We start from the raw sequence: 23610 nt of genomic DNA, 5'->3' as shown, positions 1-23610 counted from the left end.
AGATACCCCGTTGGGTACAAGTCCGAAACTGAAGGCCACTCGCGGTGGTCGTCGTACCCCGGCGTTGTCTCCCGCAGTTCTGCCAGACCTTCCGCGGTGCCGGGCGGGCCGAGAGTTCGGGCGCCCTTCAGCGCGGTCGTCGAAGTACGGGCGCAGCTCGGGCCACACCTGCTGTGCGTCGCGTCAGAAGATGTCCGTACCGACCGGGGCCAGCCGCGGTGTCTTCGTGACTCGCACACGTGCGGCCCGCCTGGTCCGGCAGCCTTCGCAGTACTTTCCTGTTCTCGGTCAAACGCCAGGGCTGCCCGTCGTGCGCGGTGCCATGTCAGAAGACACTGCCGTCCACTGTGGACGCAGTGGTCATCGGGCCAGTCCTGCCAGCGCTTCCGTCAGCGTCGGATGGACCCGGAACACCGTGTCCATACCGGAGAAGTGGAGAGTTCTGAGCACGGGCGTTTTGTCCGCCACCACCCGGAGATCCGACGCCTGCCGGTGGGCCGTGAGCAGAGCGCCGATGCCGGAGGAGTCGAAGAAGGTCACCTCACGCAGGTCCACGACCAGCGCGACGGGTGACTGTGCCAGTTGGGTCATGAGTTCCGCGCGGAGCAACGGCGCGGTGGCGATGTCCACCTCGCCCGTGACGGCGACGATCGGAACGCCGTCCTGCCGCAAGCCGTACACCGAGCACACGGGTGGGCGGGTGTTGAGCTCTGCCTTCATCACGGCGACTCCACTCTGTGGTGGTGGGGCGTTCACCGAGCTGCTTGCTGAACCCGACAAGGGAAACGGCTGGACCTCCCCTCACGGTAGGCGATCGCGGCACGGCCCACAACGCGAGGCGAGGGGTTTTGCGGCGTCTGGCAGAGTCGGGGCAGCAGTGATGCCGCATCGGCCGCCAGCGACCGGTGCCGGGATCGCCTACCGTGGGCCAGGGGTTCAGCAGTGCAGCGCCCGGTCAGCCCCACCACCGTCGTCGGTGTTCCACCGGACGGGAAGGAGAGGAGCCGAGGTGCCGCAATTTCCCCCCAGCGACGAGGACTGGAGTCTCGACCGGACGAGGTTCACGGCCGACGCCGAGAAGGCGCTCGCGGCCGGCCGGGCACCCGCGCGGGATCACGGAGCGCCGCTCGGGCCGCTGGCCCAGCAGTTCGCCACCCTGACGTACTCCCTGCTCGACGCCACCACGGCGGGGGAGGTGCTGCAGCAGGTGGTCGACGCCGCGGTGCGGGTCGTGCCCGGCGCGGACCTGGTCAGCGTCACCCTGCGGTCCCGGGACGGGAAGTTCCACACGCCGGTGGAGACCGACCCGATCGCGATCGAGCTCGACCAGTTGCAGTACGACCTGCTGGAAGGGCCCTGCCTCGACGTCGCGGATCCGGAGGGCCCGGCTGTCGCGTCGGCGCCCGACCTGACCGTCGCGGTGTCCTGGCCCCGGTTCGGCCCGGAGGCGGCCCAACGGGGCATGGGCGCGGTGCTGTCCACGGCGTTGCTGCCCGACGCCCAGGCGCCCCGGCTGTCCGGTGCGTTGAACATCTACTCCCGTCAGCGGCGCGGCCTCGACCAGACGGACCAGGCGGTCGCGTTGCTGCTGGCCACGCACGCGTCCCTGGCGCTGGCGCACACCGAGGCCGTCGACGCCTCCGCCCTGCAGGCCGAGCAGCTGCGCCGGGCGATCAACTCCCGTGACGTCATCGGACAGGCCAAGGGCATTCTCATGGCCCGTCGCGGACTGAACGCAGACGAGGCGTTCGACCTGCTGCGCCAGTCCTCCCAGCACCTCAACGTCAAGCTCGTCGAACTCGCCGAGACCATCGCGAGCCGCCACGGCGACCTGGATCTGCCCTGACGCGGTGAAACGCGGAGTGCGGACGGGGTTCGCAGGCTGGAACCCGATCGGCTCGTAGCGCAGGTGCTCCAGTGCACGACGGACGGAGTAGCTCACCCGCGTGCCGCACCAACAGCACGTCCTCCGCCCGCGCCGCGAAGCTCCCGGAAGGTCCTCCGGGTAGAATTCCACCGTCGGTTGAAACGGCAGCCGAGCGGTTCTGGGTCGGCTACGAACCTGCTCGGTGTCGTCCGCCTCCCAGTTCCGCCACGACAGCGGAGGGCGTGATGGCGAGGGTGGGCCTGTTCACCGGCGACGAAGAGACCAGTGCGGCGCATCGTGGCCTGGACTGGGGATCGACATCGCTGGGCCCGGTCGAGTCGTGGCCCGTGGAGCTGCGGTCCGCCGTGCGCACGGTGATGCCGTCGCAGATCCCGATGCTGCTGTGGTGGGGCCCTGACCTGGTGCAGATCTTCAACCACGCCTACATGCCCGTGCTCGGGGACAAGTTCCCCGCAGCGGTGGGACAGCGCGGGTCCGAGTGCTGGGCGGAGGTGTGGGACGAGCTCGCGCCGCTGGCCGACCGCGCCCTGTCGGGCTGCGCGACGTATTCGGAGAAGCTGCGGCTGCTCCTGCGCCGCCACGGCTACCTGGAGGAGACGTACTGGACGTTCTCCTACAGCCCGGTGCACACGGACGACGGAGGCGTCGCGGGCATCTTCGTGGCCACCACCGACGTCACCGCACAGGTGCTGAGCGAACGCCGTCTGGAGTCCTTGCACCGGTTGGGCATGGTGACGATCGCCGAGGCCGACACCCCGGCCGACGTGTGCCGCGCCGCGGTCGAGGTGCTGGCGAACAATCGCCCGGACGTGCCCGCCGTGAAGGTCTACCTGTGCGAACAGGACGGACACGAGGACCTGGTCGCCACGAGCGGTGAGATCGACGTACCGGACGAGATCGTGCGGCAGGCGGCGGAAACAGGCCGGACGCAGTACCTGGACCACGCCGTGGTGGCTCCGCTGCAGGACGCCTCGGCGGTGACCGGCGTGCTGGTGCTCGGCCTGAGCCCGCTGAGAGCGTTCGACGACCTGTACGCGGGCTATGTCGACCTGGTCGCGGCGAAGGTCGCCGCCCTCCTGGGTGACGCGCACGCGTACGCCGCCGAACGTGCCCGAGCCGAGGCCCTCTCGGAACTGGCCGCGGCCAAGAACCGCTTCTTCCAGAACATCAGCCACGAGTTCCGCACGCCCCTGACCCTGTTGCTCGCACCGCTCGGCGCGCTGGTCGAGGACGAGACGGGGGAGCGGCGCGAGACGCTGGCCGCGGCTCACCGGGCGGCGCTGCGCCTCAATCGACTGGTGGACGACCTGCTCGACGTGGCCAGGGCGGAGTCCGACCGGTTGCACGCCCGGCCAGAACCCACCGATCTGGCGGAGCTGACCGAAGGGTGCGTCAGCATGTGCCGGGCCACCGCGGACGGGGCCGGCCTGGCGCTGACGGTGTCCGCCGAGCCGATCACGGCGGCCATCGACCAGGAGATGTGGGCGAGGATCGTGCTCAACCTCGTCTCCAACGCGATCAAGTTCACCGACCACGGCGCCGTCACGGTCACCCTTCGCCGGACCGACGGGCAGGTGGTGCTGGCCGTCGCGGACACCGGTGCCGGCATTCCGCCCGGCGAGCAGGACCGCGTCTTCGACCGATTTCACCAGGTAGAAGGCCCTGCGGGTCGCAGTCGTGGAGGCACCGGCATCGGCCTGGCCCTGGTCGCCGACCTGTCCGGGGCGTTGGGCGGTCAGGTCGAGCTGCACAGCCGCACCGGCGAGGGCAGCACCTTCACCGTCACCATCCCGTACGTGCCCGCGGACGTCCCCGTGCCGGCGGGGGAGCGGATCGCGGACCTGGGCGCGGCGTTCGCCGGTGAGGAGCGGCGACAGGAGCCGGTCGCGAGCCGCCGGTCACGCACCGAGGACGAACGGCGGATCCTTCTGGTGGAGGACAACGCCGACCTGCGGGCTTACCTGGTGCGCCTGCTCACCGGCCAGGGCTGGACGGTGGACGCGTCCGCGGACGCCGAGACCGCCCTGGACCGCGTCCACACCGCCCGCCCGGACCCGGTGCTCACCGACGTGATGCTGCCCGGCCGCGATGGCCTTGCCCTGCTGGGAGATCTGCGCGGCGACCAGGAACTGGCGCGCCTGCCGGTGATCCTGCTGACCGCCCGCGCGGGCGCGGAGTCCACTGTGGATGGACTGCGGCTCGGTGCGGACGACTACGTCGTCAAACCGTTCGACCCGGCCGAGCTCATCGCACGCGTCCGCGTCCATCTCGAGCTGTCCCGGTTCCGGGAGACGCTCATCGCCAGAGGCGAACGCCAGACGGAGACGTTGCGCACCGCCGTGGCCACCCGTGGCGAGATCGGCAAGGCCATGGGCATCCTGATGGTGACCCGGCGCTGGGACGGCGACACCGCCTTCCAGCACCTGGTGAGCCTCTCCCAGCGCAGCAACACCAAGTTGCACCGCGTCGCCGAGGACGTGCTCGCCGACTTCACCCGCGGTCTGGAGACGACTGCTCCCGGAGCCCGCTGAGCGTTCCGGCTCCGCGCTGTCCTGTGTGGACTGCCGGGCCTGTCCTCCGCGTCACAGCGCCGGGCTCGCGTCGACGCCGCCTCCTCGCCCGATGCCGTGCACGATCTCCCGCAGCGCTTCTTCCGCACCTACCAGGGGTTTCCAGCCCAGCTCCTCGTGTGCCCGCGACGCGTCCAGCAGGGGAGACCTCAGTGCGAGGTCGACCCATCCGGACGGGGTGGGCTGCAGCCGAAGGTGCCACGTGACGTTCGCCAGTTGCCGCAGAACACCTGGCGCGACGGGCACGTGCCGGGCGCCCAGCACCTCGGCGAAGGCCCGTGGCGTGATGACGGGCTCGGACACGAGGTTCACCGCACCGGGCAACCGCTTCTCCAGAATCAGCACCAGTGCGTCGGCGACGTCGTCGGCGTGCACGAACTGCAGCACCATGTCGCGTGGCAGCGGGAGCAGCGGAATCCGGTGGCGGAACAGGCTTCGCGGCACCAGCCTGCCCAGGAAGTAGTCGCGGATCTCCGCTCCGGCGTCGGACTGCAGGATCAGCCCCGGTCGCGGCCGGCTGATGACGAACCGGCCCTCGAAGGTGTCCAGCATGTGCTCCACCGCGGCTTTGTGCCTGCTGTAGAACGAGCTGGACACGCCGTCGACCGGCCAGGTCTCGTCCACCCGGCGGTCCTTGCTGCCCGGCGAGTACGCGCCGACGGACGACATGTGCACCACGTGTGGCACACCCGCTGCCACCGCCGCGTCGAACACGCGCGCGGATCCCGCCACGTTCGTCGAGTACGTCAGGCGTTCGTTGCGGGCGGGCTGGATGAGCCAGGCGAGATGCACGACGGCGTCCGCGCCCTCGAACGCCACGCGGAGGAGCTCCTCCGCTCCTGACCTGCTGATGTCGATCGGGGTCCACTCGACGTCGTAGGGAGGTGCGGCCGCCGGTGGTCTGCGGGAGATGCCGTGCACCTCGATGTCGGGTTCCTCTGCCAGCCGCCGGAGCAGGGCGGTGCCCACGTTGCCGGTCGCGCCGGTGATGACGACCTTCACGGGCGGCTCACGTTCACGTCGTCGAGCCCGATGTCACCTTTGCCGTGCCGCACGACTGCGTTCACGTTCGCCTCCCCGAAGTCACCTTCTGGTCTTCCCCTGATTCGGCGGAGCGAACCCCGGGTAGTCAGGAACGGTGACCAGACAGAACCCGCGCCGCGTGACGATGGTGCCCAACGGCCCGATGCTCGTAGAAGGACCGGTTGAACTGGTCACCGACGACGGAGTGACGCACACCAGCGACCGGTTCGTGGTCGCGGTGTGCGCCTGCCGTCGCAGCAAGCGCTACCCGTTCTGCGACACCAGCCACCGCAAGCGGGTCCGCAGCGACGACTCGCCCGCCTCCCACGAGGACAACAGGTGATCGGCGAGGCGTGACTCCAGCAGTTCCGTCGCCTGGACGCCGAACACCACGTCCGTTGTCAGCAACGGTTCCTGCTCCAGCAGAGAGCCGATCACGTCGTTGCGCATGATCTGCTCGTGCACGGCGTCGGCCTCGATGTGCTCGGTGAAGAACTCGACGCACCGCGGGTCGGCGCCGAGACGCGTCAACGCCTGCACCATGCGATGCGCGCTCGGTCCCGTGGTGATCTCGGCGGCGGCGAAGTGGCCGACCAGCGCGCCGCGCAACGACCGGTGCAGGCCGAACATCGACATCATGTTGACGATCGCGATGGCCGGTGCCGGCACGTCGTCGAAGTAGTGCAGGTACTCGGCCGACATTCCCGCGCCGTCGAGCAGATCGGCGTACAGACGGGAGTGCATCCGGTCGGCCCGGCCGCCGCCGTACTCGTCGAACTCCACCGCGACCAGGGCGGCCTTCGCCTTGCCCCGCAGGCGCGGAATCACCCAGGCGTGCGGGTCTGCTTCCTTGTGGTGATAGACCGAACGATGCGCGAAGTACTCGCACATCTGCTCCCACGTCCCGCCATCACGCATGTGATGGGAGACACCGCTGCCGGGGACGTGCTCGACCAGCATCGCGCCGAGCGTCCCTTCGAGATCGTCTCCGCCGTCCACATCGGATCTGAGCCGGTCGAGGAAGACGCGTTCGACCTGTGCGCGCAGCCGCAGCAGCTCGGGATCCCATTCCCAGGCCGGGTGCACGCCGTCGAAACCGCCGTAATGCAGTTCGTACAACGTGTGGAGGGCGACGGCGAGGTCCTCGCCGTACGGATCGGCGGCCACGAACGCCAGCTCGCGTCCGTCCGGTTCACCGTTCAGTGCGGCGACGACACGCTCGGACAAAGGGCCGCGAGGCGAAGGAAGTTGCACTCACAAGCTATACCCGCGCGGCGACGAGCCCATGCACGAGAGCGAGTTCGTCACGTTCGTCCAAAGCGGACGTCACGTGTTTGAGCAGGTCGTCGAGCAAGGCGGTCGCGGGGACCCGGCACTCGCGCCACGGGTCGATTCCGGCGCCGTCGATGCCGTACCGGGAGGCCGTCCACACCGCGGCGGCGAGCACGTCGTCCCGCACCGCGAGGGGTTCCCTGCCCGCGAGGACGTCTTCGTGGGCGGTGTGCACGAGCGCGCGGGACAGCGCCGCTTGCAGCACCGCGTCGTCCACCTCGGCGGCCGCGTCGGCCACGCGGAACTCGACGGTCGGCAGCGTCGTGGCCAGGCGCACCAGCCAGAAGGACTGCGCGCGGTCCACGAGCGTCCCGCAGGCCACCATCCGGCCGACGTGGGCGTCGTAGTCCTCCGCGTCGACGAACAGCGGAGGCACGCCGGCGCCGGGGAACCTCGACTGCAGCACCGTCCGCCAGCTCGCGTAGCCGCGGTCGGGGGAGTTGGCGGACAGAGCGAGCAACGTCGGCAGCCACGGCCGCACGTGGTTCAGCACGGCCACGGCGGTCTCGCGATCGGGCACGCCGACGTGCACGTGGCACCCGCACGCCTCGTAGTCGTCGACGACGCCCGCGTAGGTGTCGAGAATGCGGTGATACCGCGCACCGTCCGTGACCACCGAATGCGTCGAGTTCTTGACCGGTGTGCCACGGGAGATCAGCTCCAGGCCCTCTGCCCGTGCGGCATCCGCGACCATGGAACGGGCGTGCGTGAGCACCTCGCCCAGCGCGGCCACGCTGGTGCACGGCCCACTCGCGGCCTCCACCTGCGTTCCGGCCAGTTCCGCGTGGAACTTGGTCAGTTCCGTGTCGCGCAATCGGGCGAGCACGGCGTTCGCGCGCATCACCGTGCGCCGGGAAAACGGATCGACGAGCAGGAACTCTTCTTCCACACCCACGGTGTCGGCGCACATGTCCGGCAAGTGACCGTCTCCGCTCTTCCTGGAACCTGGTGAACTGCGGTTACCCGTACGGGGTAGGCGCGAACCTCCACGGGGTATTCGGATCGGCATGGACGACAAGACGATCGAGGCGCTCGGCAAGCTGCGCAAAGCGTTGGAGACCACCGAACGCGCTCGCGGCCACCTGTACTCGTTCCACCAGCTCACCGGCACCGCCGACTTCGAGCTCGACGACGCGATCGCGGCACTGCGCGAGGCCGGCCACCCCGAACACGCGAAGCGCGTGCAACGGGACCTGATGGGCCGCAACGTCCTGCCCGGCCGGTGGACGTTCCAGATCGTCGAGGAGTACGACGACATGTACTACGACGTCTTCCGGGACGTCGAACGCGCCGCCCGCGACGACCTGGCCGGCGGACAGCGGCACGGCCTGGAGAAGCAGCTCAAGCGCGACCGCCAACGCCTCAGCTCCGCCGCGCACGCAGAGAACGACTGATCGCTCCCGCGCTGGGTACTCAGACCTGTACCCGGCGAAAGGATTCGTTCATGACCACCGTGTCCCGCACGTTCACCGTCGACGCCTCACCTGGGACGGTCGTGCCGTACCTGGCCGACTTCGGCAACGCCGAGCAGTGGGACCCCGGCACCGAGAGCTGCACCCGCAACGACAGCGGGCCGGTCGCGGTCGGGGCGAACTGGCACAACACGTCGAAGATCGCGGGCATCACCACCGAACTCACCTACACGCTCGAGCAACTCGCTCAGGACCGCATCGTGCTGGTGGGCCGCAACGACACCGCCACCTCCACCGAGACCATCGAGATCGCGCCCCACGGCGCGGGCTCGACCATCACCTACACCAACGACCTGGAGTTCAAGGGCGCGGCGAAACTCGCGGCCCCGCTGGGCAAGCTCGTCTTCGAGAAGCTCGGCAACGACACCGAGAAGCAGATGACCGAGGTGCTCAACGGGCTGGCGCGTTAGTGCCGCGCGAGGTGGACTTCGCCAACCTGCGACGGGTGGCGGGCCTGTCCGCCGTCGTCGTGGGGACGATCCAGGCGACTACGGCGGTGGTCGCCCTGCGCACAGGACGGCGCGACTACGCCGACGTCGCCTGGGGCCCGGGACTGGCCGCCGTGGCGGTCACGGGCGCCCTCGCCGGTAGCGGCGACACCCGCAGGCGGTGGGCACTGGCAGCCGCGGCGACCGCGTGGGCGGCCCGCCTGGAGCACCAGATGCTCGGCCGTGTGCGCGGCAGTGACGAGGAAGACCCGCGCTACACGGAGTTCCTGCGGGGAGCCTCGACGGCGGCCGTGATCGGCAAGGTCTTCGTGACCCAGGGCCTGTGCCAGCTGCTGGTCTCCGTCCCCGTGCAGATCGCCGCCTCCAGCACGCTGCCGCGCACCGCCCGCCGATGGCTCGCTCCCGCCGGACTCGCCGTCATGGCCGCGGGCGCGGTGATCGAGGCACTGGCCGACCGGCAGAAGACCGAGTACTCGAAGCAGGACGGGAGCGAACGCCCTGACGTGCTCGACACCGGCCTGTGGGGCTGGTCGCGCCATCCCAACTACTTCGGCGACTCGCTCGTCTGGGACGGCGCCTGGCTCACGGCAGCCGCGTCGTCCCCGGCAGGGTGGACGCTGCCCGCACCGGCGCTGATGAGCTATCTGCTGATGTTCGCCACCGGGGCGAAGCGCACCGAGCAACGGATGCGGGACCGCCCGGGCTATCGCGACTACCAGAGGCGCGTCGCCTTCTTCTTTCCCCGGCCCTCGAAGCGGGTGGGTGTGACGCACCCTGCCTGAAATCCTGGCGCGGTCCTGGCGTCGAGATCATGAACGACGACCAGGTGGTCGCGAGGCAGCACGGCCGGTGGGTCTTCGGCTGGGACCGTCGCGAAGGAGACGTGCCCTTCGACTTCCGGCGTGTCTTCGGCGAGTTCTACGACTTCACCTCACCGGACGTCCGCCTCTACGACGACTTCGACCCCGAACACCGCGTGGCGACGACCGCCGCCGGCTACGGCGCGATCTGGGAGCCCGCCTTCCGCGAGATGGTGTCCGCGCGGCACGCCATCGACGACGGCCCGCACGTCGTCGCGAGTGGCGACCTGGCCGCGTCCACGCTGAGGTTCGTGGCCCGGATCGTCACACCCGGTGGCGTCACGGACATCCGGACCACGACCTCGCTGGTCTGGCGGCGGACGCCGGACGCGTGGCGGATCGTCCGTGAGCACAACTCCACCGAGGTCCTGCCGCAGGGGGAACTCGACGGCCGTTTCGACGATGCCCGGGGTTAGTGAGACTCGGGCGCGGGTCAGGGAAGAACGCGACGGGCCGCGGTCCTGCTCCATTCGAGCAGGAGCAGGGTGGCGTCGTCCTGCAACTGCCCGCGCTGGTGGTCGAGCACCGCGCGGGACACCCGGCGCAGGGTCTCGGGTGCGGGCAGCCCGGCCGCTTCATGACGTTCGGTGAGATCGACCAGACGTTCCACGCCGAACTGCTCGCCCTGTGGGTCGCGCGCTTCGGTGACGCCGTCGCTGTGGAGCAGGACCCGGTCGCCTGCCTGGAGTTGTTCCCGTCCGAGCCGCCGTGGCGCCGTGGAGAGGTGGCCGAGGCCGAGCGGCAGGGTGACCGGGTTCTTCAACGCCTTGACCATCCTGCCGCCGCGCACCAGCAGGGGCGGCGGATGTCCCGCGACGAGGTAGTGCAGCACCCCGGTCGCGAGATCGAGTTCGGCGAGCACCGCCGTCGCGAACGGGGCCCTGAGTCCCTCGGTTGCCTGCTGCTGCACGGCCTGGTCGGCCAGTTCGGCCGCTTCGACGAGGCCGAGACCGTTGCGGCGTGCGTTGCGGGTGGACGCCAGCGCCACCGCGGTGGTGAGGCCCGCCCGCATGTCGTGCCCTGTCGCGTCGAAGATCGAGACGTGTGCGCGGCCGTTGTCGACGGAGTAGTCGTAGGCATCGCCGCCCACGGAGTGATAGGGCTCCATCACCGCCGTCACCGTCAACTGGTCACAGGCGAAGGTCTGGGGCGGCAGCAGCTGCCACAGCAGTTCGGACGCCACGGAGAACGGTGTGGTGCGGCGCCGGACGTGCAGGAAGTCGCTGTAGTGGAGCTTGCTCATGACGAGATGCCCGATCAGTCCCGCGAGCTCCCAGCAGTACTCACGGGCCTGGTCGTCGTTGTCTCCGTGCAGGGTCGCCTGGAGCACGCCGAGCCGTTCGGTGCCGTTCAGCACCGGCAGCCACAGGTGCGGCGGCGAATCGTGCACCGCGATGATGTCGGTCCGCTGGAACGCGCGTCCGGCCACGGTGGAATCCACTCGCAACGGCGGCAGCGGTTCAGGACGGGCCGAGCGCAGCCACTGCTGTCCCATGTCGACGATGTAGAGCCGCACGCTGACATCGGCCTGGGCGGTGGCCTCGTCCAGCAGTGCCGCCAGACCGTCGGCCGTGGTCAGGTGGGCGCCGTTGATGATCCGGCGGAACACCGAGTTCCAGGCCTCTGCCCGTCTGGTCACGTGAACTCACCGGGCCGGCTCTGCACCGCGAGGACGTCGTGCAGGCCCGACAACGTGAGGACGCGGTCCGGAGCGCTGCCACACAGGCAGGTCACGCTGATCGTCCGCCCGGCTCGCCGCGCGCCGGCCGCGGCCTCGAGGAGCAGCGCGACGCCGGAGCTGCTCAGATAGCCGAGGCCGGTGAGGTCGATCTCGACCGGGCCGTGGGGCCGGGCGGCGATGTGGGCCAGCAGTGGTTCGCGCAGGCCGCCGGAGGTGTGTGCGTCGAGGTCGCCGGTGAGGCGGAGCACCTGCGTACCGCCGGGACCCTCCTGCGCGGCGAGCCCGATCACGTCGGACGGCTTGGCGGGCGGCGGCGGTGCCGGCGTGGCGCCGGTCGGTGTGGTGGGGAACTGGAAGCTGACCGTCGTGCCCGTGCTGTCCGAGTCGAGCTCGACGTCCTCTGCCAGAGCGCGGATCATCTGCAGCCCGCGGCCGCGGTGGCCGGGTTCCTCCGGCGCCGGACGCCACCTGCCGTGATCCCGCACGGTGACGTGCACGGCGCCGTTCCTGTGCACGATCTCGGTGTCGAAAGTGCCCAGGGTGTCAGGGTAAGCGTGATCCACGACGTTGGCGGCGGCCTCTCCGTAGCCGAGGACGAGGTCGTACGCGAGGTCGTCGGAGAGCCCCGAGGCCTCCGCCCACTCGGACACGGCACCGCGCAGTTCGGACAGCCGGTGTGACTCGGCGGGGGTGGACACGTGCAGCGGTGCGGGCAGGTGGCGGGCGACGACGAGTGCGACGTCGTCGCTGCGGCCGTCGGTGAGCAGCGCGTCGACGATCGTGTCGGTCAGTTCGGCGGGCGCCCGGTGGTGTGCGTCCGCCACGACGGCGCGCAGCCGGTCGAGACCGTCGTCGACGACGACACCCCTGCGTTCGACCAGGCCGTCGGTGTAGAGCACGATCGATCCGCCAGGGGCCAGCGCGGTGCTGTGCTCTTCGTACGGGCCTCGTCCCGGAGTGCCCAGCACCGCGCCGGTGTGGTTCGTCAGCAGCCGGGCTCCTCGCTGATCGGCCACCAGCGGCGGCAGGTGACCCGCGCTGGACCAGCACAGCCTGCCGGTCGCCCAGTCGAAGGTGATGCACGCGCAGGTGCTGCCGATGGCGCCGTTCACCCTGGACGCGAAGGCGTCGAGCCGTTCCAGCGCGGCGGCGGGGGAGTGCCCGTCGACCAGGAAACCGGCCAGGGCACTGCGGAGCTGTCCCATCACGGCCGCGGCCGTCGGGCCCGAGCCGACGACGTCGCCGACCGACATCCCGACCACCGTGCCGCTGATCGGGAGCACCTCGTACCAGTCGCCGCCGATCTGCGCGTTGCTCGACGCCGGCAGATAACGGGCGGAGATGGCGAGGCGCTCCAGCACCGGGAGCTCACGGGGCAACAGGCTGCGCTGCAACGCGGTGGCTATCTCGTGCTCGCGCTGGAGCAGCAGTTCGCGCTCGGCCTCGGTGCGCTGCCGTTCGGTCACGTCCCGCCCGATGGCCTGCAGCCCGTTCGGCGTGACCTGGACGCTGAGCTCCAGCGCGACGACAGATCCGTTGGCACAGCGCAGGTTCCAGACTCCGGTCTCCTGGGCCTGCGGCAGATCCCGGCCGTCCTCGCCGGGCACGAACAGTTCCTCGGCACGGCGGCCGATCAGCTCCTCGCGCCGGTAGCCCAGCAACGCACACGCCGCCGGGTTGATCTCGACGAACCGCCGTTCCCCGTCGAGGACCCAGATGCAGTCGACCGCCCGATCGATCAGCAGACGGAGACGCCGCTCGTTGTCGCGCAACGCACGGTCGGAGTGCGCGCGCTGCATCGACTCCCAGCAGCGGTTGACCACGACGGACACGAGGTCGATCTCGTCCTGGGTCCACTGCCGCGGTTGCGCCTGGTGCACGGCCATGGCCGCGACGAACCGCCCGCCCCGCAGCAGCGGCAGGCAGATCACCGCGCGGATGCCCGTGACGGCGTAGGCCGCCAGGTCGTCCTCGTCGAGTCGCGGGTCGTCGCCGCTGTCCACGACCACCCACGGCTCTCCCGCCCGCATCGCGCGCAGCGCTCCCGCGCCGAACTCGCGCATGGCGAACCGGCCCGGCAACGGAGGCAGGCCGGTGGCGTGGTCACCGCTCATGACGAAGTGGTTCTCGTCCGCCTCCGTCCTCGCGTAGGCGCAGCGGTCGACGGCGAGGTGCTCGCCGAGCAGCCGGGTCGCCAGCGCCATGAGGTCGTCGGCGTCGTCGAGCTTCTGCGACTCCCGGTCGAGCACGGCGAGGAACCGTTCCCGCTCGGCGGCGGCGCGCTGGCCGGTGACGTCGATGAGCACGCCCTGAAGAGCTCGCGGCGCGCCTGTCTCATCGCGCTCCACGTGCACCTTCTCGTGCAGCCACACGACTTCGCCCCCCGCGGTGAGCGCGCGGTAGCTCAGGTCGTAGTCGTCGTGGTCCCCGGCGCCGTGCCACCGTTCCCGCCGGGTCCTGTCGCGGTCGTCGGGGTGCACGACCGAGTCCCAGAACTCCGGCTCCTCCCGCCAGCGCCGGACCGGGTGGCCGAGCAGCTGTTCGACGTAGCTGGACACGAAGGTCAACTCGCGGGTCCGGGCGTCGGCGGCCCAGAAGACCACGCCGAGGTTGCGCACGAGCCCGCGCAGTCGGTCGGAGTCGATCTCATGTCCGGCGGTGCCCATGTCTGCAGCCTGTCACGCCGGTGACAGTGCGGCGAACCGCGCGCGCCCGAGCTCCGTCATGGCCAGGATGTGCTTGCGGGAGAACGACGACGAACTCATCCGCGGGCCCCTTCATCTCGAACAGCTGTGGCGGGGTTGCCACTGTGGAGCGCCCGGCAAACGTGTTCCGGACAGCATGGACGACGAACGTGAGCTGCCGGCGATCGACGACCCGGCCGAGCCGGCAGCCGGCCCACCCCGGCGAGCTGTACGTGCGTCGTGCTCAGTGCGGGGCGACGCCGTCGAGCAGGCCCTGCGCGACATCACGCAGCTTGAGGTTCTTGTTCTGGGACTGCTGCACGAGCATGGCGAAGGCCTCGTCCGCGGTGCACGAGTGCACCGCGATGAGCACGCCCTTCGCCTGGTCTATGACCGCACGTGAGAGGAGCGCGGTCTCGAGCTGCGTGATCTTCTCGCGGGAGCGTTGCCACCGGTGGGCGTTGGCGATCCCGGCGCTGGCGGCGGTGGTGAACAGCCGCATCAGGCCTTCGTCGAACGGGTCGAACGCCGTGCCGGTGTAGCTGGAGATGTTGAGCGACCCCACGTGTCTTGCGTCGCTGTGGTCCGTGTCCGGCAGCAGGATCGGCACGGACAAGTAGGCACGCACGCCGTGCTGGTCGGCGGCCGCGTCGAACTCGGGCCAGTCGGTCCCGTTGTCCCCGACCACGGCGCGCACGGCCCGGAGCGTGCGCGCGGCCTCCAGACACGGACCGCGGTTGGCGCGGTACTGCTCCTCGTCGATCTCGGTGAGCGACGCGTCGCTGGCGGCGGCGGTCCTCGGTTGCTCGGGGCTCACGGTGACGGTGACCGCGTCGGCGTCCTGGATCGCTCTCGTGGCGGTCTCGGCGAGGCGTTGAAGCACCTCGTCGAGCGGTTCCACGCCGGAGAAACCGTCCCGCAGCGTCATCAGCGCGGAGGTGGCCTCGTCGAGTCGCTCCACCGGATCCTGCCGCTCGGCTCCGGCGGCGTGCCCACCGCTCTGGCCCGGTGGGACTGTGAAGTCGTTCATGCCGCCGGGCCCTTCGCCGGGATGGAGTTGGCGGCGCTGGTCGCCCAGCGCTCTCACAGGGAATGCTAGAGCCTGCCCGCGCGAAGGCGGGATAACCGAACCAGCGCGGGGTGCTGTCGGTCTCGACAGCCCGCACCGGTCCAGGCCGGCCACCCGAGGTGGCGCGGTGCGCTGACAGACGAGGACCGCGTCGCGCACGACGCGGTCCCAGCCGTACCGGGTGCTTCGAGGCGAGTAGCCCGAACGAGACGCCCCAACGCGTGGCCTGGCACCCATGCCGCATGAACATGCCGGATTCAGGGAAGAAAGAGCGCAGGGCCGCTACACGGATCACGGGAGAAAGCCATGATGAAGACCGTTCACGTCGTGGGCACCAGTCCGGACAACGTCTTCGCCGTACTGGCCGACGGCTGGTCCTACGCGGGCTGGGTGGTCGGCAACTCCCACATCCGGGACGTGGACGAGGGCTGGCCGTCCGTCGGTACCCGCATCCACCACAGCGCGGGAGCGTGGCCCACCCAGATCGAGGACACCACCACCGTTCTCGCCGTCGAGCCAGGACGGCTGCTCGAACTGGAAGCGCACCTGTGGGTGCTGGGCACCGCCAAGGTGCGCATCAGCCTGTCTCCGCTGCACAACGGCACCGGCACGCAGGTGACCATGGAGGAGGAGGTCGTGGGAGGGCCCGCCAGCCTGGTTCCCGGCGTCCTCCAGGGAGTGCTGTTCGGACCACGCAACAAGGAATCCCTCGCCCGCCTCGGCGATCTCGCGGTCGGCCGCGACGCACCGTCGCTCGGCGCCGGCGAGAACGAGATCCGGTGACCGTGCCCGCGACCGCTGTGGACGCCGTGGTGATCGGCGCCGGGCCCAACGGCCTGGTGGCGGCGAACCTGCTGGCTGACGCGGGATGGGACGTTCTCGTGCTGGAGGCCGCCGCCGAACCCGGAGGAGCCGTCCGCACGGCCGAACTGATCGAGCCGGGCTTCCACAGCGACCTGTTCAGCTCGTTCTACCCGCTGGGCGCGGCGTCCCCGATCCTGCGAGGGCTGCGACTGGAACGCCACGGACTGCGCTGGACGCACGCGCCCGCCGTCGTCGCACACGTTCTTCCCGACGACCGGTGCGCCGTCCTGTCGCGGGACCTCGACGAGACCGTCGCCTCGCTGGCGGCGTTCTCGCCGGCGGACGGAGACGCCTGGCGCAGTGAGTTCGAGACGTGGCAGCGCATCCGCGACCACCTCCTCGACTCGTTGTTCACGCCGTTCCCGCCGGTGCGGCCAGCATCCCGGCTGGCGCGCACGCTCGGCGTCGCCGAGGCCCTGCGGATGGCCCGGATGCTGACCATGCCGGCGAAGACCCTCGGCGAGGAGCGCTTCACCGGCGACGGCGCCCGGATCCTGCTCTCCGGCAACGCCCTGCACTCCGACCTCGGCCCCGGCCAGTCCGGCAGCGCCGTCTTCGGCTGGTTGCTCTGCATGCTCGCCCAGGACGTCGGCTTCCCGGTGCCCGAGGGCGGTGCGGGCCAGCTGACCGCGGCGCTGGTGCGCAGGCTGACCGAGCGCGGCGGCAAGATCGAGTGCGGACGTGAGGTCACGAAGGTGCTCGTCGCCCGCGGCCAGGCCGTCGGAGTCGCCGACAGCGGTGGTGAGCGGATTCGCGCGCGACGCGCGGTGCTGGCGACCGTGCCCGCCCCCACCCTCTACGGGCGAATGGTGGACTCCGGGCACCTACCGGCGCGTCTCCTCGACGACCTGCGGAACTTCCGCTGGGACGACGGCACCGTCAAGGTCGACTGGGCGTTGTCGAAGCCGATTCCGTGGACCAACCCGGCGGCCGGCTCGGCCGGCACGGTGCACCTGGACTCCGACGTCGACGGCCTCACCGACTTCGGCACGGCACTGGCCGCGGGCCGCCTGCCGGACAGGCCGTTCCTCCTGCTCGGCCAGATGACCACGACCGATCCGTCCCGCTCGCCCCGGGGCACGGAGGCGGCCTGGGCCTACACCCACGTGCCGCGGGGCATGCGCTGGGACCGTGACGCCGTGCGCCGTCATGCCGACCGCGTCGAACAGGTCGTGGAGCGGCACGCACCCGGTTTCACCACCACGATCCGCGGCCGTCACGTGTCCGGCCCGCACGACCTGGAGGAGCAGGACGCCAACCTGGTCGGCGGCGCGATCAACTCCGGCACCTCCGCGATCCACCAGCAACTGGTGTTCCGCCCGCTGCCGGGTGCCGGGCGCGCGGACACCCCGATCGACCGGCTCTACCTCGCCGGCGCCTCCGCGCATCCGGGTGGCGCGGTGCACGGGGGACCAGGAGCGAACGCCGCTCGTGCCGCTCTGGCCAGGGCAGGCGTCGGCGGTGCACTGTACGGCCGGTCGATGCGGTTCGTGCAGGACCTGATCTACAGCTGAGACAGCACCACCGGACTGCCGGTGGGCGTTCCACGACGTCGAGCGCGACGGCGGCGTTGGTGCGCGATGGAGATCTGCGGGCTCCACACCGGACGGTCAGGCGATGTGGGCGATGGCCACAGCGCGATCCGCGTCTCCTGGTTCATGCTGGATCAGTTGAGCGCCAACGGAAACCGGCCGGAACCCGTCGACGTTCCCCGGTTTCACCCGCACCACCTGTCCGGCCGCGTGAGGGAGCGCTCCCACCCATCTGCGATCATGCTCCGCCATGAACCGCTACGAGCAATTCCGCAGTGCCGCACTCGATCGGGACATCCCGGGCGACGAAGTCGACAAGTTCTCCGATCAGCTCCGGTTCGCGATCTGGGCGAGCACGGGCAGTGCCGAAGAGGAGAGCGTCGGGCAGCTCGGGGGATTACCGCGGTTACCGGTGGGCGTGGAGTGGCCGGGCGGCGAGAGCTACCCGCTGCCGTTCATCGGCTCCGTGGACTGCGCGGCCCTTCCTCGGGCCGAAGGGCTTGCCCTGCCGGAAGACGGCTCGCTGCTGCTGTTCCTGCACCACGAGGAGGACATGGAAGAACATTCCCCTCTTGGTGGGTCGCCGTACGCGCAGGCCCTGTACGTCCCGGCGGGAACGGACACGGCGGTGGCGTCACCGCCGTCCGATCACGACAGCGCGACGTTCTTCCACGAGAACATCCCGTTCCTGATTCCCGAGCGCCGCCTGTCCGCGTGGGTTCAGCCGGTTCTGCCGGACTGGATCGAAGAACGCGACGTCGAGTTCGAGTCGGACACCGTGAAGCAGCTCCTCGACGAACTGAAGCACCTCGACGAGCTGTGCGCGCTGGTCGGCGAACTCTGGCCGGCGCAGGACCGGTCCGCCGCGCTCCGCCTCGGCGGGTACGGCATGGAGATCGGCGGCCAGGACGGTCCGTGGACGCAGATGGCGTCCATCAACATCGGTGACCGGCCTCGCGGCTCCGACCTCCAGAGGGCGGAGTGGTTCCGCCTGCTCCACGAGGAGGAGCGCCGGTTGAGGCAGGAATGGGTGCCGCTCGCGCAGTTCCACACGGAAAGCGACGTCTACTACGGATGCTTCCTGATCAACTCCGACGATCTCGCCGCCCGGCGCTTCGACAAGATGCGGTCGTTCACGATGTTCACCGAGTAGCGCGCAAGAGGCCGTGAGACGGGGGCGAAAAGAGCCGGGGTTCTGTTTGTGTCGACACCAACAGAACCCCGGCTCTTTTGGGAGAGCGGGCCAGCACCCCAGGTCAAGGCGTTGGCCCAGACCCATCGGCCCAGGCGAATCCCGCTGCCAGTGTCGTGACGCCGATCCAGTTCCGCCCGCGAGAAAGCCCTCGAACTCTCCCCACGGTCGTCCAGCGGAACCACGACCGCCAGCTGTCGCGCGCGGCCAGTTGTGTTGTCATCTCTCGACGTCGCGCGCTGACCGGGTCTGCGTGGCGATCTCGACGTCCTCCCGTGCCTCGACGACCCAGACCCCGACAGCCGAACCGTCCGCGCTGACGCGGTTGTCCCGCACGACCTCGGAGTTGCGGCCCTCGTCGAGGCTGATGCCGAGGAAACTCAGTCCGGCAGCGGTGCCCGCCCGCAATGCCGCGTCGTGCTCTCCCACACCGCCGGTGAACACGAGCAGGTCGATCCCACCCATGGACGCGGTCATCGCGGCCACGCTCTGGCGCAGCCGATGCACGTACACCCGCAACGCGAGAACCGCGTGCTCGTCGCCGTTCTCCGCGGCCTTGCGCACGTCCCTCAGGTCACCTCCGACCTCGGACAGGCCGGCGAGACCGGAGTGGTGTTCCAGGCCGTCTTCGAGCTCGTCCAGTGTCAGTCCGGCGCGCTGCAACCACACCAGCAGGCCGGGGTCGACGTCTCCGCTGCGGGTGGCCATCACCAGACCCGCCAACGGGGTGAAGCCCATCGTCGTGTCCACGGACCGTCCATTCGCGACAGCGGCGAGCGACGCCCCGGAACCGAGGTGGCAGCTCACCACCCGTGCGCCGGGCATGCCTGCCAGTTCGGCCGCCCGCCGGGAGGCGTAGGCGTGTGACAGGCCGTGGAAGCCGTACCTGTGCAGGTCCCACTTGCGGCGCCACGTGGCGGGCACGGCGTAGGTCGTGGCGGCCGCGGGCATCGTGGTGTGGAAGGCGGTGTCGAAGCACGCGATCTGGGGCACGTCGGGGAGCAGGTGGCGTGCCGCGTCGATGCCGGCGAGCGCGCGGGGCTGGTGCAGCGGCGCCAGTCCGGTGAGCGCCTCGATCCTGGCGCGCACGTCGTCGTTGATCGCGGTGGCGCTGGTGAATTCGGAGCCACCGTGCACGACGCGGTGCCCGACCGCGTCCACGGACGGTGCGTCTCGAAGGAAGTCCTCCAGCGGGCCGGTTTCGTCGCCGCCCGACCACCGTTCGACGGTGGTCTCGGCGAGGACGGTGTCGTCCTCGCCGAGAACGCGGAGTTTCAGGCTGGACGAGCCCGCGTTCACCACGAGGACGTTCACTGCCACGTCCAGTCGCGGACCTCGGGCATGTCCTCGCCGTGCTCGCGGATCCAGTTGTGGTGGCGGGTGCGCTGGTCCTGCATGTGCTGACGCAGCCGGGCCGCTTTGGGGCCGAGGCCGGGGACGCGGTCGACGACGTCGATCACCAGCCGGTAGCGGTCCATGTCGTTGAGCACCAGCATGTCGAACGGTGTCGTCGTGGTGCCTTCTTCCTTGTAGCCGCGGACGTGCAGGTTGTGGTGGTTGGTGCGGCGGTAGGTCAGGCGGTGGATCAGCCACGGGTAGCCGTGATAGGCGAAGATGACGGGCTTGTCGGCGGTGAACAGCGCGTCGAACTCGCGGTCCGGCATGCCGTGCGGGTGCTCGGTGTCGGGCTGCAGGCGCATCAGGTCCACCACGTTGACCACGCGGACCCGCAACGTCGGCAGGTGCTCGCGCAGGAGCTTCGTCGCGGCGAGCACCTCGACGGTGGGGGCGTCGCCCGCACACGCCAGCACGACGTCCGGTTCCTCGATGCTGTCGTCGTTGCTCGCCCACTCCCAGATGCCGGCGCCACGGGTGCAGTGCAGGATCGCCTCGTCGACGTCGAGCCAGTCCGGCGTCTCGTTCTTGCCCGCCACGATCACGTTGACGTAGTCCCTGCTGCGCAGGCAGTGATCCGCCACCGACAGCAGCGTGTTCGTGTCCGGCGGCAGGTAGACGCGGACGACCTCGGCCTTCTTGTTCATGACGTGGTCGATGAAACCGGGGTCCTGGTGGGAGAAACCGTTGTGGTCCTGGCGCCACACGTGCGAGCTGAGCAGGTAGTTCAGCGACGCGACCGGCCTGCGCCACTCCAGCTTCTTGTGCGTCTTGAGCCACTTTGCGTGCTGGTTGAACATCGAGTCGATGATGTGGATGAACGCCTCGTAGCAGTTGAACAGCCCGTGCCTGCCGGTGAGCAGGTAGCCCTCCAGCATGCCCTGGCACAGGTGTTCGGACAGCACCTCGATCACCCGGCCGTCGTGCACCAGGTGCTCGTCGACGGCCAGCGTCTCGGCCTGCCACTGCTTCCCGGTCACCTCGTACACGGCGTCGAGGCGGTTGGACGCCGTCTCGTCCGGGCCGAAGATCCGGAAACTCCTGGCGTCGGCGTTCAGGGTGATGACGTCGCGCAGCATCCGGCCGAGCACCCTGGTCGGTTCGGAGTGCGTGGTGCCGTGCTTCACGACCTCGGCCGCGTGCGCGCGAATCCCCGGCATCTTCAACTCGCGCAACAACAGCCCGCCGTTGGCGTGCGGCGTCGAGCCCATCCGGTGCTCACCGGCCGGCACCAGCGCGTCGAGCTCCGGGCGCGGCGTTCCGCCTTCGTCGAAGAGTTCCGTCGGCCGGTAGCTCTGCAGCCAGGCCTCCAGCTGCCGCAGGTGGTCCGGGTTGTCCCGCACGCCCGACAACGGCACCTGGTGCGCCCGCCAGGTGTTCTCGACCGGCACGCCGTCCACTTCGGACGGACCGGTCCAGCCCTTGGGGCTGCGCAGCACGATCATCGGCCAGCGCGGCCGCTCCTCGGAGCCCTTGATGCGGTGGATCTCGTCCACGATCTGGTCGAGCACCTCCGCCATGCGGGCGTGCATCGTCTTGGGTTCGTCGCCCTGGACGTAGAACGGCGCGTAGCCGTAGCCGCGCAGCAACGCGTCCAGCTCGTCGTGCGGGATCCGCGAGAGCAGGCTGGGGTTGGCGATCTTGTAGCCGTTGAGGTGCAGGATCGGCAGCACCGCGCCGTCGCTCCGCGGGTTGAGGAACTTGTTCGCGTGCCAGCTGGCCGCGAGCGGGCCGGTCTCGGCCTCGCCGTCACCGACCACGCACGCGACGATCAGACCGGGGTTGTCGAACGCCGCACCGAACGCGTGCGCCAGCGAGTAGCCCAGTTCGCCGCCCTCGTGGATGGAGCCGGGCACCTCGGGCGCGACGTGGCTGGGCACCCCGCCGGGGAAGGAGAACTGCCGGAAGAGCTTCCGCATGCCTTCGGCGTCGCGTGGCACGTCCGGATAGGTGTCGCTGTAGGAGCCTTCCAGCCACGTGTTGGCCAGCAACGCGGGACCGCCGTGGCCGGGGCCGGTCACGAACATCATGTCGAGGTCGCGCTCGCGGATGATCCGGTTGAGGTGCGCGTAGACGAAGTTGAGGCCCGGTGTGGTCCCCCAGTGGCCGAGCAGGCGGGGCTTGATGTGCTCCGGTGCCAGCGGTTCGGTCAGCAGCGGGTTGTCCATCAGGTAGATCTGGCCGGCCGACAGGTAGTTGGCGGCTCGCCAGTACGCGTCGACGAGCTCCAGGTCGGCGTTCGACATCTCTCGCTCCTCAATTCTCGCCGGTTCGTCGATCCCAGACTTCCCGGACCGGCGGGCGCGGCGCAGAGCACGTGGTCCCCGACGCCGGAGGACCTAAGGACCTGTTGCGCCGCCGGTCTCGGCGTTGTGCTTGATCGTGCGCAGCACCGCACGGCTGATGATCCGCACGGCCGGCGTGCTGATCCGCCAGTAGCGGCGGAAGCTGAGCCATGCCTGGGGATCGGTGAGCGTCACGCGAATCTCGGACGAGAGCAACGTGCGGCGTTCGCCGTAGGGGTGCGCGGTGAACGACCACACGACCTTGCCGAAACCCGGTGTGGCGAAGTCGGGGAAGTCACGGGGCTCGCACGGAACCCACTTCACCACCGGCCGCCAGAACTTGCCGACCGCGCCGAGGACGATCTCGTGGCCGGGGTTCTCGCCGAGGATCATCCAGTCCGTGCCGGCGTCGAGGTCGCTCCACGTCAGGCGAGTGCGTTCACGAGCGGGACCACGATCGCGCGCACGCCAACGCTCCGGCGCCTCGCGGAACCACACCGCGAACCCCGCGACACCGCCGCGCAGCTCGGTGAGATCCAACTTCCGCAAGGAATTCCACGTGGCTGCGGGATTCGCGTCGACCAGCACGTGGTCGGTGCGGCCGAACTCAGGCCTGGAGGCGAACCGGTCGGCGAGGAGCGGGGATGGCGGTACGGCGATGGCGTGCCTCCAGAACCGGTTGGTGCACCACGAGAACGGGGCACGGCGCGTGATGGAGCGAGGCTCTTGTGACGGTACCGCTCTCATGCGTGTCACCGGAACCGACGACGATGAGGTCTGTGTCCGTGCACCGCGCGATCGCTTCGTGCGGCTGCGCGCGGACGAGCACGGCATGGTGCCTGAACCCGTCGAGCGTCGCGGCAGCACGCGCGAGCACGTACGTGTCGTCCGTGTCGACGCCGTCCCGGACAGGGAGTTCCGGCGCGGCGTGGAGGACCCGCAGTGCCGCGTCACGCCGCAGGGCGAAGTCCGCGGCGTGACGCAGCACCCGCCGGTCACCGGGGCCGCCGCTGACCAGCACCGTGACGTGGCGGTGCCGGGCGTCGACGGCCTCGGGCGTACCGCGTACGACGACCGTGTCGCAGCGCGTCGAGGCCAGTAGCGGCAGGACGTGGCCACCCAGCCCCGGCGCCGAGGTTCTTCGGCCCCGGTACCCGACGACCACCAGTTGGGCGCGGAAGTCGTCCTGCGGACGGCGGATCTCAAGGCCTGTGCCGGTGAGCTGGGCGTAGGCGGCGGCCCACCGCAGCACGGCCTCGTCACGCCGGGCGCCGTCCTGGATGATCACGACTGGTTCCATGGGTCGACAATGGT

The 23610-nt window shown here is 70.1% G+C and carries 21 protein-coding genes; 10 read left to right on the top strand and 11 right to left on the bottom strand.

Features of this window, described 5'->3' with window-relative positions; genetic code table 11:
- Positions 1-360: 360 nt before the first annotated feature.
- On the bottom strand, positions 361-720 hold the full coding sequence (locus SK854_RS34810) for an STAS domain-containing protein (RefSeq protein ID WP_319979379.1): 360 nt from the start codon (positions 718-720) through the stop codon (positions 361-363).
- A gap of 289 nt (positions 721-1009) precedes the next feature.
- Here SK854_RS34810 and SK854_RS34805 point away from each other — a divergent pair, with 289 nt between their 5' ends.
- Both SK854_RS34805 and SK854_RS34800 read left to right on the top strand, forming a co-directional pair.
- Entirely contained in the window at positions 1010-1846 is an 837-nt protein-coding gene (locus SK854_RS34805) for a GAF and ANTAR domain-containing protein (protein ID WP_319979378.1), read from the top strand.
- Between the two features lie 266 nt (positions 1847-2112).
- On the top strand, positions 2113-4419 hold the full coding sequence (locus tag SK854_RS34800) for an ATP-binding protein (protein WP_319979377.1): 2307 nt from the start codon (positions 2113-2115) through the stop codon (positions 4417-4419).
- Positions 4420-4470: 51 nt separating this feature from the next.
- Here SK854_RS34800 and SK854_RS34795 read toward each other — a convergent pair whose 3' ends face one another.
- Positions 4471-5460 (bottom strand): NAD-dependent epimerase/dehydratase family protein, encoded by a 990-nt coding sequence (locus SK854_RS34795; protein ID WP_319979376.1) that lies wholly within the window; start codon positions 5458-5460, stop codon positions 4471-4473.
- A 166-nt stretch (positions 5461-5626) separates the two neighbouring features.
- On the opposite strand from SK854_RS34795, the gene SK854_RS34790 reads away from it, so the two are divergent.
- Positions 5627-5824, top strand: coding sequence for a CDGSH iron-sulfur domain-containing protein (locus tag SK854_RS34790; RefSeq protein ID WP_319980043.1), 198 nt, complete (start codon positions 5627-5629; stop codon positions 5822-5824).
- Here the strand turns inward: SK854_RS34790 and SK854_RS34785 are convergent.
- Together SK854_RS34785 and SK854_RS34780 are read right to left on the bottom strand one after the other, a co-directional pair.
- The gene (locus SK854_RS34785) at positions 5746-6708 is read right to left on the bottom strand and encodes an iron-containing redox enzyme family protein (protein WP_319979375.1); all 963 of its coding nucleotides are present in this window, start codon (positions 6706-6708) and stop codon (positions 5746-5748) included. The two genes, SK854_RS34790 and SK854_RS34785, sit on opposite strands and share 79 nt — an antisense overlap.
- A gap of 34 nt (positions 6709-6742) precedes the next feature.
- Positions 6743-7723: a carboxylate-amine ligase gene (locus SK854_RS34780; protein ID WP_319979374.1), complete on the bottom strand. Its 981-nt coding sequence runs from the start codon at positions 7721-7723 to the stop codon at positions 6743-6745.
- Positions 7724-7820: 97 nt separating this feature from the next.
- On the opposite strand from SK854_RS34780, the gene SK854_RS34775 reads away from it, so the two are divergent.
- The 4 genes from SK854_RS34775 to SK854_RS34760 are packed head-to-tail and all read left to right on the top strand — an operon-like array spanning position 7821 to position 10010.
- The gene (locus tag SK854_RS34775) at positions 7821-8207 is read left to right on the top strand and encodes a hypothetical protein (protein ID WP_319979373.1); all 387 of its coding nucleotides are present in this window, start codon (positions 7821-7823) and stop codon (positions 8205-8207) included.
- A 50-nt stretch (positions 8208-8257) separates the two neighbouring features.
- Positions 8258-8695 (top strand): SRPBCC family protein, encoded by a 438-nt coding sequence (locus SK854_RS34770; protein WP_319979372.1) that lies wholly within the window; start codon positions 8258-8260, stop codon positions 8693-8695.
- Between the two features lie 11 nt (positions 8696-8706).
- On the top strand, positions 8707-9516 hold the full coding sequence (locus SK854_RS34765; RefSeq protein ID WP_319979371.1) for a DUF1295 domain-containing protein: 810 nt from the start codon (positions 8707-8709) through the stop codon (positions 9514-9516).
- Between the two features lie 29 nt (positions 9517-9545).
- Positions 9546-10010 (top strand): nuclear transport factor 2 family protein, encoded by a 465-nt coding sequence (locus tag SK854_RS34760; RefSeq protein ID WP_319979370.1) that lies wholly within the window; start codon positions 9546-9548, stop codon positions 10008-10010.
- A gap of 17 nt (positions 10011-10027) precedes the next feature.
- On the opposite strand, the gene SK854_RS34755 is transcribed toward SK854_RS34760, so the two are convergent.
- From SK854_RS34755 to SK854_RS34745, 3 genes are all read right to left on the bottom strand, one after another.
- Entirely contained in the window at positions 10028-11233 is a 1206-nt protein-coding gene (locus tag SK854_RS34755) for a PP2C family protein-serine/threonine phosphatase (RefSeq protein WP_319979369.1), read from the bottom strand.
- Entirely contained in the window at positions 11230-13941 is a 2712-nt protein-coding gene (locus SK854_RS34750) for a SpoIIE family protein phosphatase (protein ID WP_319979368.1), read from the bottom strand. Before SK854_RS34750 ends, SK854_RS34755 begins: the two co-directional genes overlap by 4 nt.
- A 262-nt stretch (positions 13942-14203) precedes the next feature.
- Positions 14204-14989, bottom strand: a complete 786-nt coding sequence (locus SK854_RS34745; RefSeq protein WP_319979367.1) for an ANTAR domain-containing response regulator — start codon at positions 14987-14989, stop codon at positions 14204-14206.
- Between the two features lie 345 nt (positions 14990-15334).
- Here SK854_RS34745 and SK854_RS34740 point away from each other — a divergent pair, with 345 nt between their 5' ends.
- From SK854_RS34740 to SK854_RS34730, 3 genes are all read left to right on the top strand, one after another.
- Entirely contained in the window at positions 15335-15811 is a 477-nt protein-coding gene (locus tag SK854_RS34740) for an SRPBCC family protein (protein WP_319979366.1), read from the top strand.
- Positions 15812-15813: 2 nt separating this feature from the next.
- Positions 15814-17406, top strand: a complete 1593-nt coding sequence (locus SK854_RS34735) for a phytoene desaturase family protein (protein WP_319980042.1) — start codon at positions 15814-15816, stop codon at positions 17404-17406.
- A gap of 268 nt (positions 17407-17674) precedes the next feature.
- Entirely contained in the window at positions 17675-18577 is a 903-nt protein-coding gene (locus SK854_RS34730) for a DUF1963 domain-containing protein (RefSeq protein ID WP_319979365.1), read from the top strand.
- A gap of 258 nt (positions 18578-18835) precedes the next feature.
- Here SK854_RS34730 and SK854_RS34725 read toward each other — a convergent pair whose 3' ends face one another.
- The 4 genes from SK854_RS34725 to SK854_RS34710 form a co-directional block, all read right to left on the bottom strand.
- Entirely contained in the window at positions 18836-19936 is a 1101-nt protein-coding gene (locus SK854_RS34725) for an acetate/propionate family kinase (RefSeq protein WP_319979364.1), read from the bottom strand.
- On the bottom strand, positions 19927-22257 hold the full coding sequence (locus SK854_RS34720) for a phosphoketolase family protein (protein WP_319979363.1): 2331 nt from the start codon (positions 22255-22257) through the stop codon (positions 19927-19929). The genes SK854_RS34725 and SK854_RS34720 overlap by 10 nt, the downstream gene beginning before the upstream one ends.
- 93 nt (positions 22258-22350) lie before the next feature.
- Entirely contained in the window at positions 22351-22836 is a 486-nt protein-coding gene (locus tag SK854_RS34715; protein WP_319979362.1) for a hypothetical protein, read from the bottom strand.
- Positions 22837-22903: 67 nt separating this feature from the next.
- Positions 22904-23596, bottom strand: a complete 693-nt coding sequence (locus tag SK854_RS34710) for a universal stress protein (RefSeq protein ID WP_319979361.1) — start codon at positions 23594-23596, stop codon at positions 22904-22906.
- Between the last annotated feature and the right edge of the window lie 14 nt (positions 23597-23610).

The organism is Lentzea sokolovensis, assembly GCF_033949975.1.
Lineage (GTDB): Bacteria > Actinomycetota > Actinomycetes > Mycobacteriales > Pseudonocardiaceae > Lentzea > Lentzea sokolovensis.
This window is presented reverse-complemented; position numbering and strand designations above follow the sequence as displayed.

Coding starts and splice junctions, on each gene's coding strand:
- SK854_RS34790 (WP_319980043.1), top strand. CDS start 5,627: ATGGTGCCCAACGGCCCGATGCTCGTAGAAGGACCGGTTGAACTGGTC.
- SK854_RS34770 (WP_319979372.1), top strand. CDS start 8,258: ATGACCACCGTGTCCCGCACGTTCACCGTCGACGCCTCACCTGGGACG.
- SK854_RS34745 (WP_319979367.1), bottom strand. CDS start 14,989: ATGAACGACTTCACAGTCCCACCGGGCCAGAGCGGTGGGCACGCCGCC.
- SK854_RS34780 (WP_319979374.1), bottom strand. CDS start 7,723: ATGTGCGCCGACACCGTGGGTGTGGAAGAAGAGTTCCTGCTCGTCGAT.
- SK854_RS34710 (WP_319979361.1), bottom strand. CDS start 23,596: ATGGAACCAGTCGTGATCATCCAGGACGGCGCCCGGCGTGACGAGGCC.
- SK854_RS34800 (WP_319979377.1), top strand. CDS start 2,113: ATGGCGAGGGTGGGCCTGTTCACCGGCGACGAAGAGACCAGTGCGGCG.
- SK854_RS34760 (WP_319979370.1), top strand. CDS start 9,546: ATGAACGACGACCAGGTGGTCGCGAGGCAGCACGGCCGGTGGGTCTTC.
- SK854_RS34740 (WP_319979366.1), top strand. CDS start 15,335: ATGATGAAGACCGTTCACGTCGTGGGCACCAGTCCGGACAACGTCTTC.
- SK854_RS34720 (WP_319979363.1), bottom strand. CDS start 22,257: ATGTCGAACGCCGACCTGGAGCTCGTCGACGCGTACTGGCGAGCCGCC.
- SK854_RS34750 (WP_319979368.1), bottom strand. CDS start 13,941: ATGGGCACCGCCGGACATGAGATCGACTCCGACCGACTGCGCGGGCTC.
- SK854_RS34730 (WP_319979365.1), top strand. CDS start 17,675: ATGAACCGCTACGAGCAATTCCGCAGTGCCGCACTCGATCGGGACATC.
- SK854_RS34810 (WP_319979379.1), bottom strand. CDS start 720: ATGAAGGCAGAGCTCAACACCCGCCCACCCGTGTGCTCGGTGTACGGC.
- SK854_RS34775 (WP_319979373.1), top strand. CDS start 7,821: ATGGACGACAAGACGATCGAGGCGCTCGGCAAGCTGCGCAAAGCGTTG.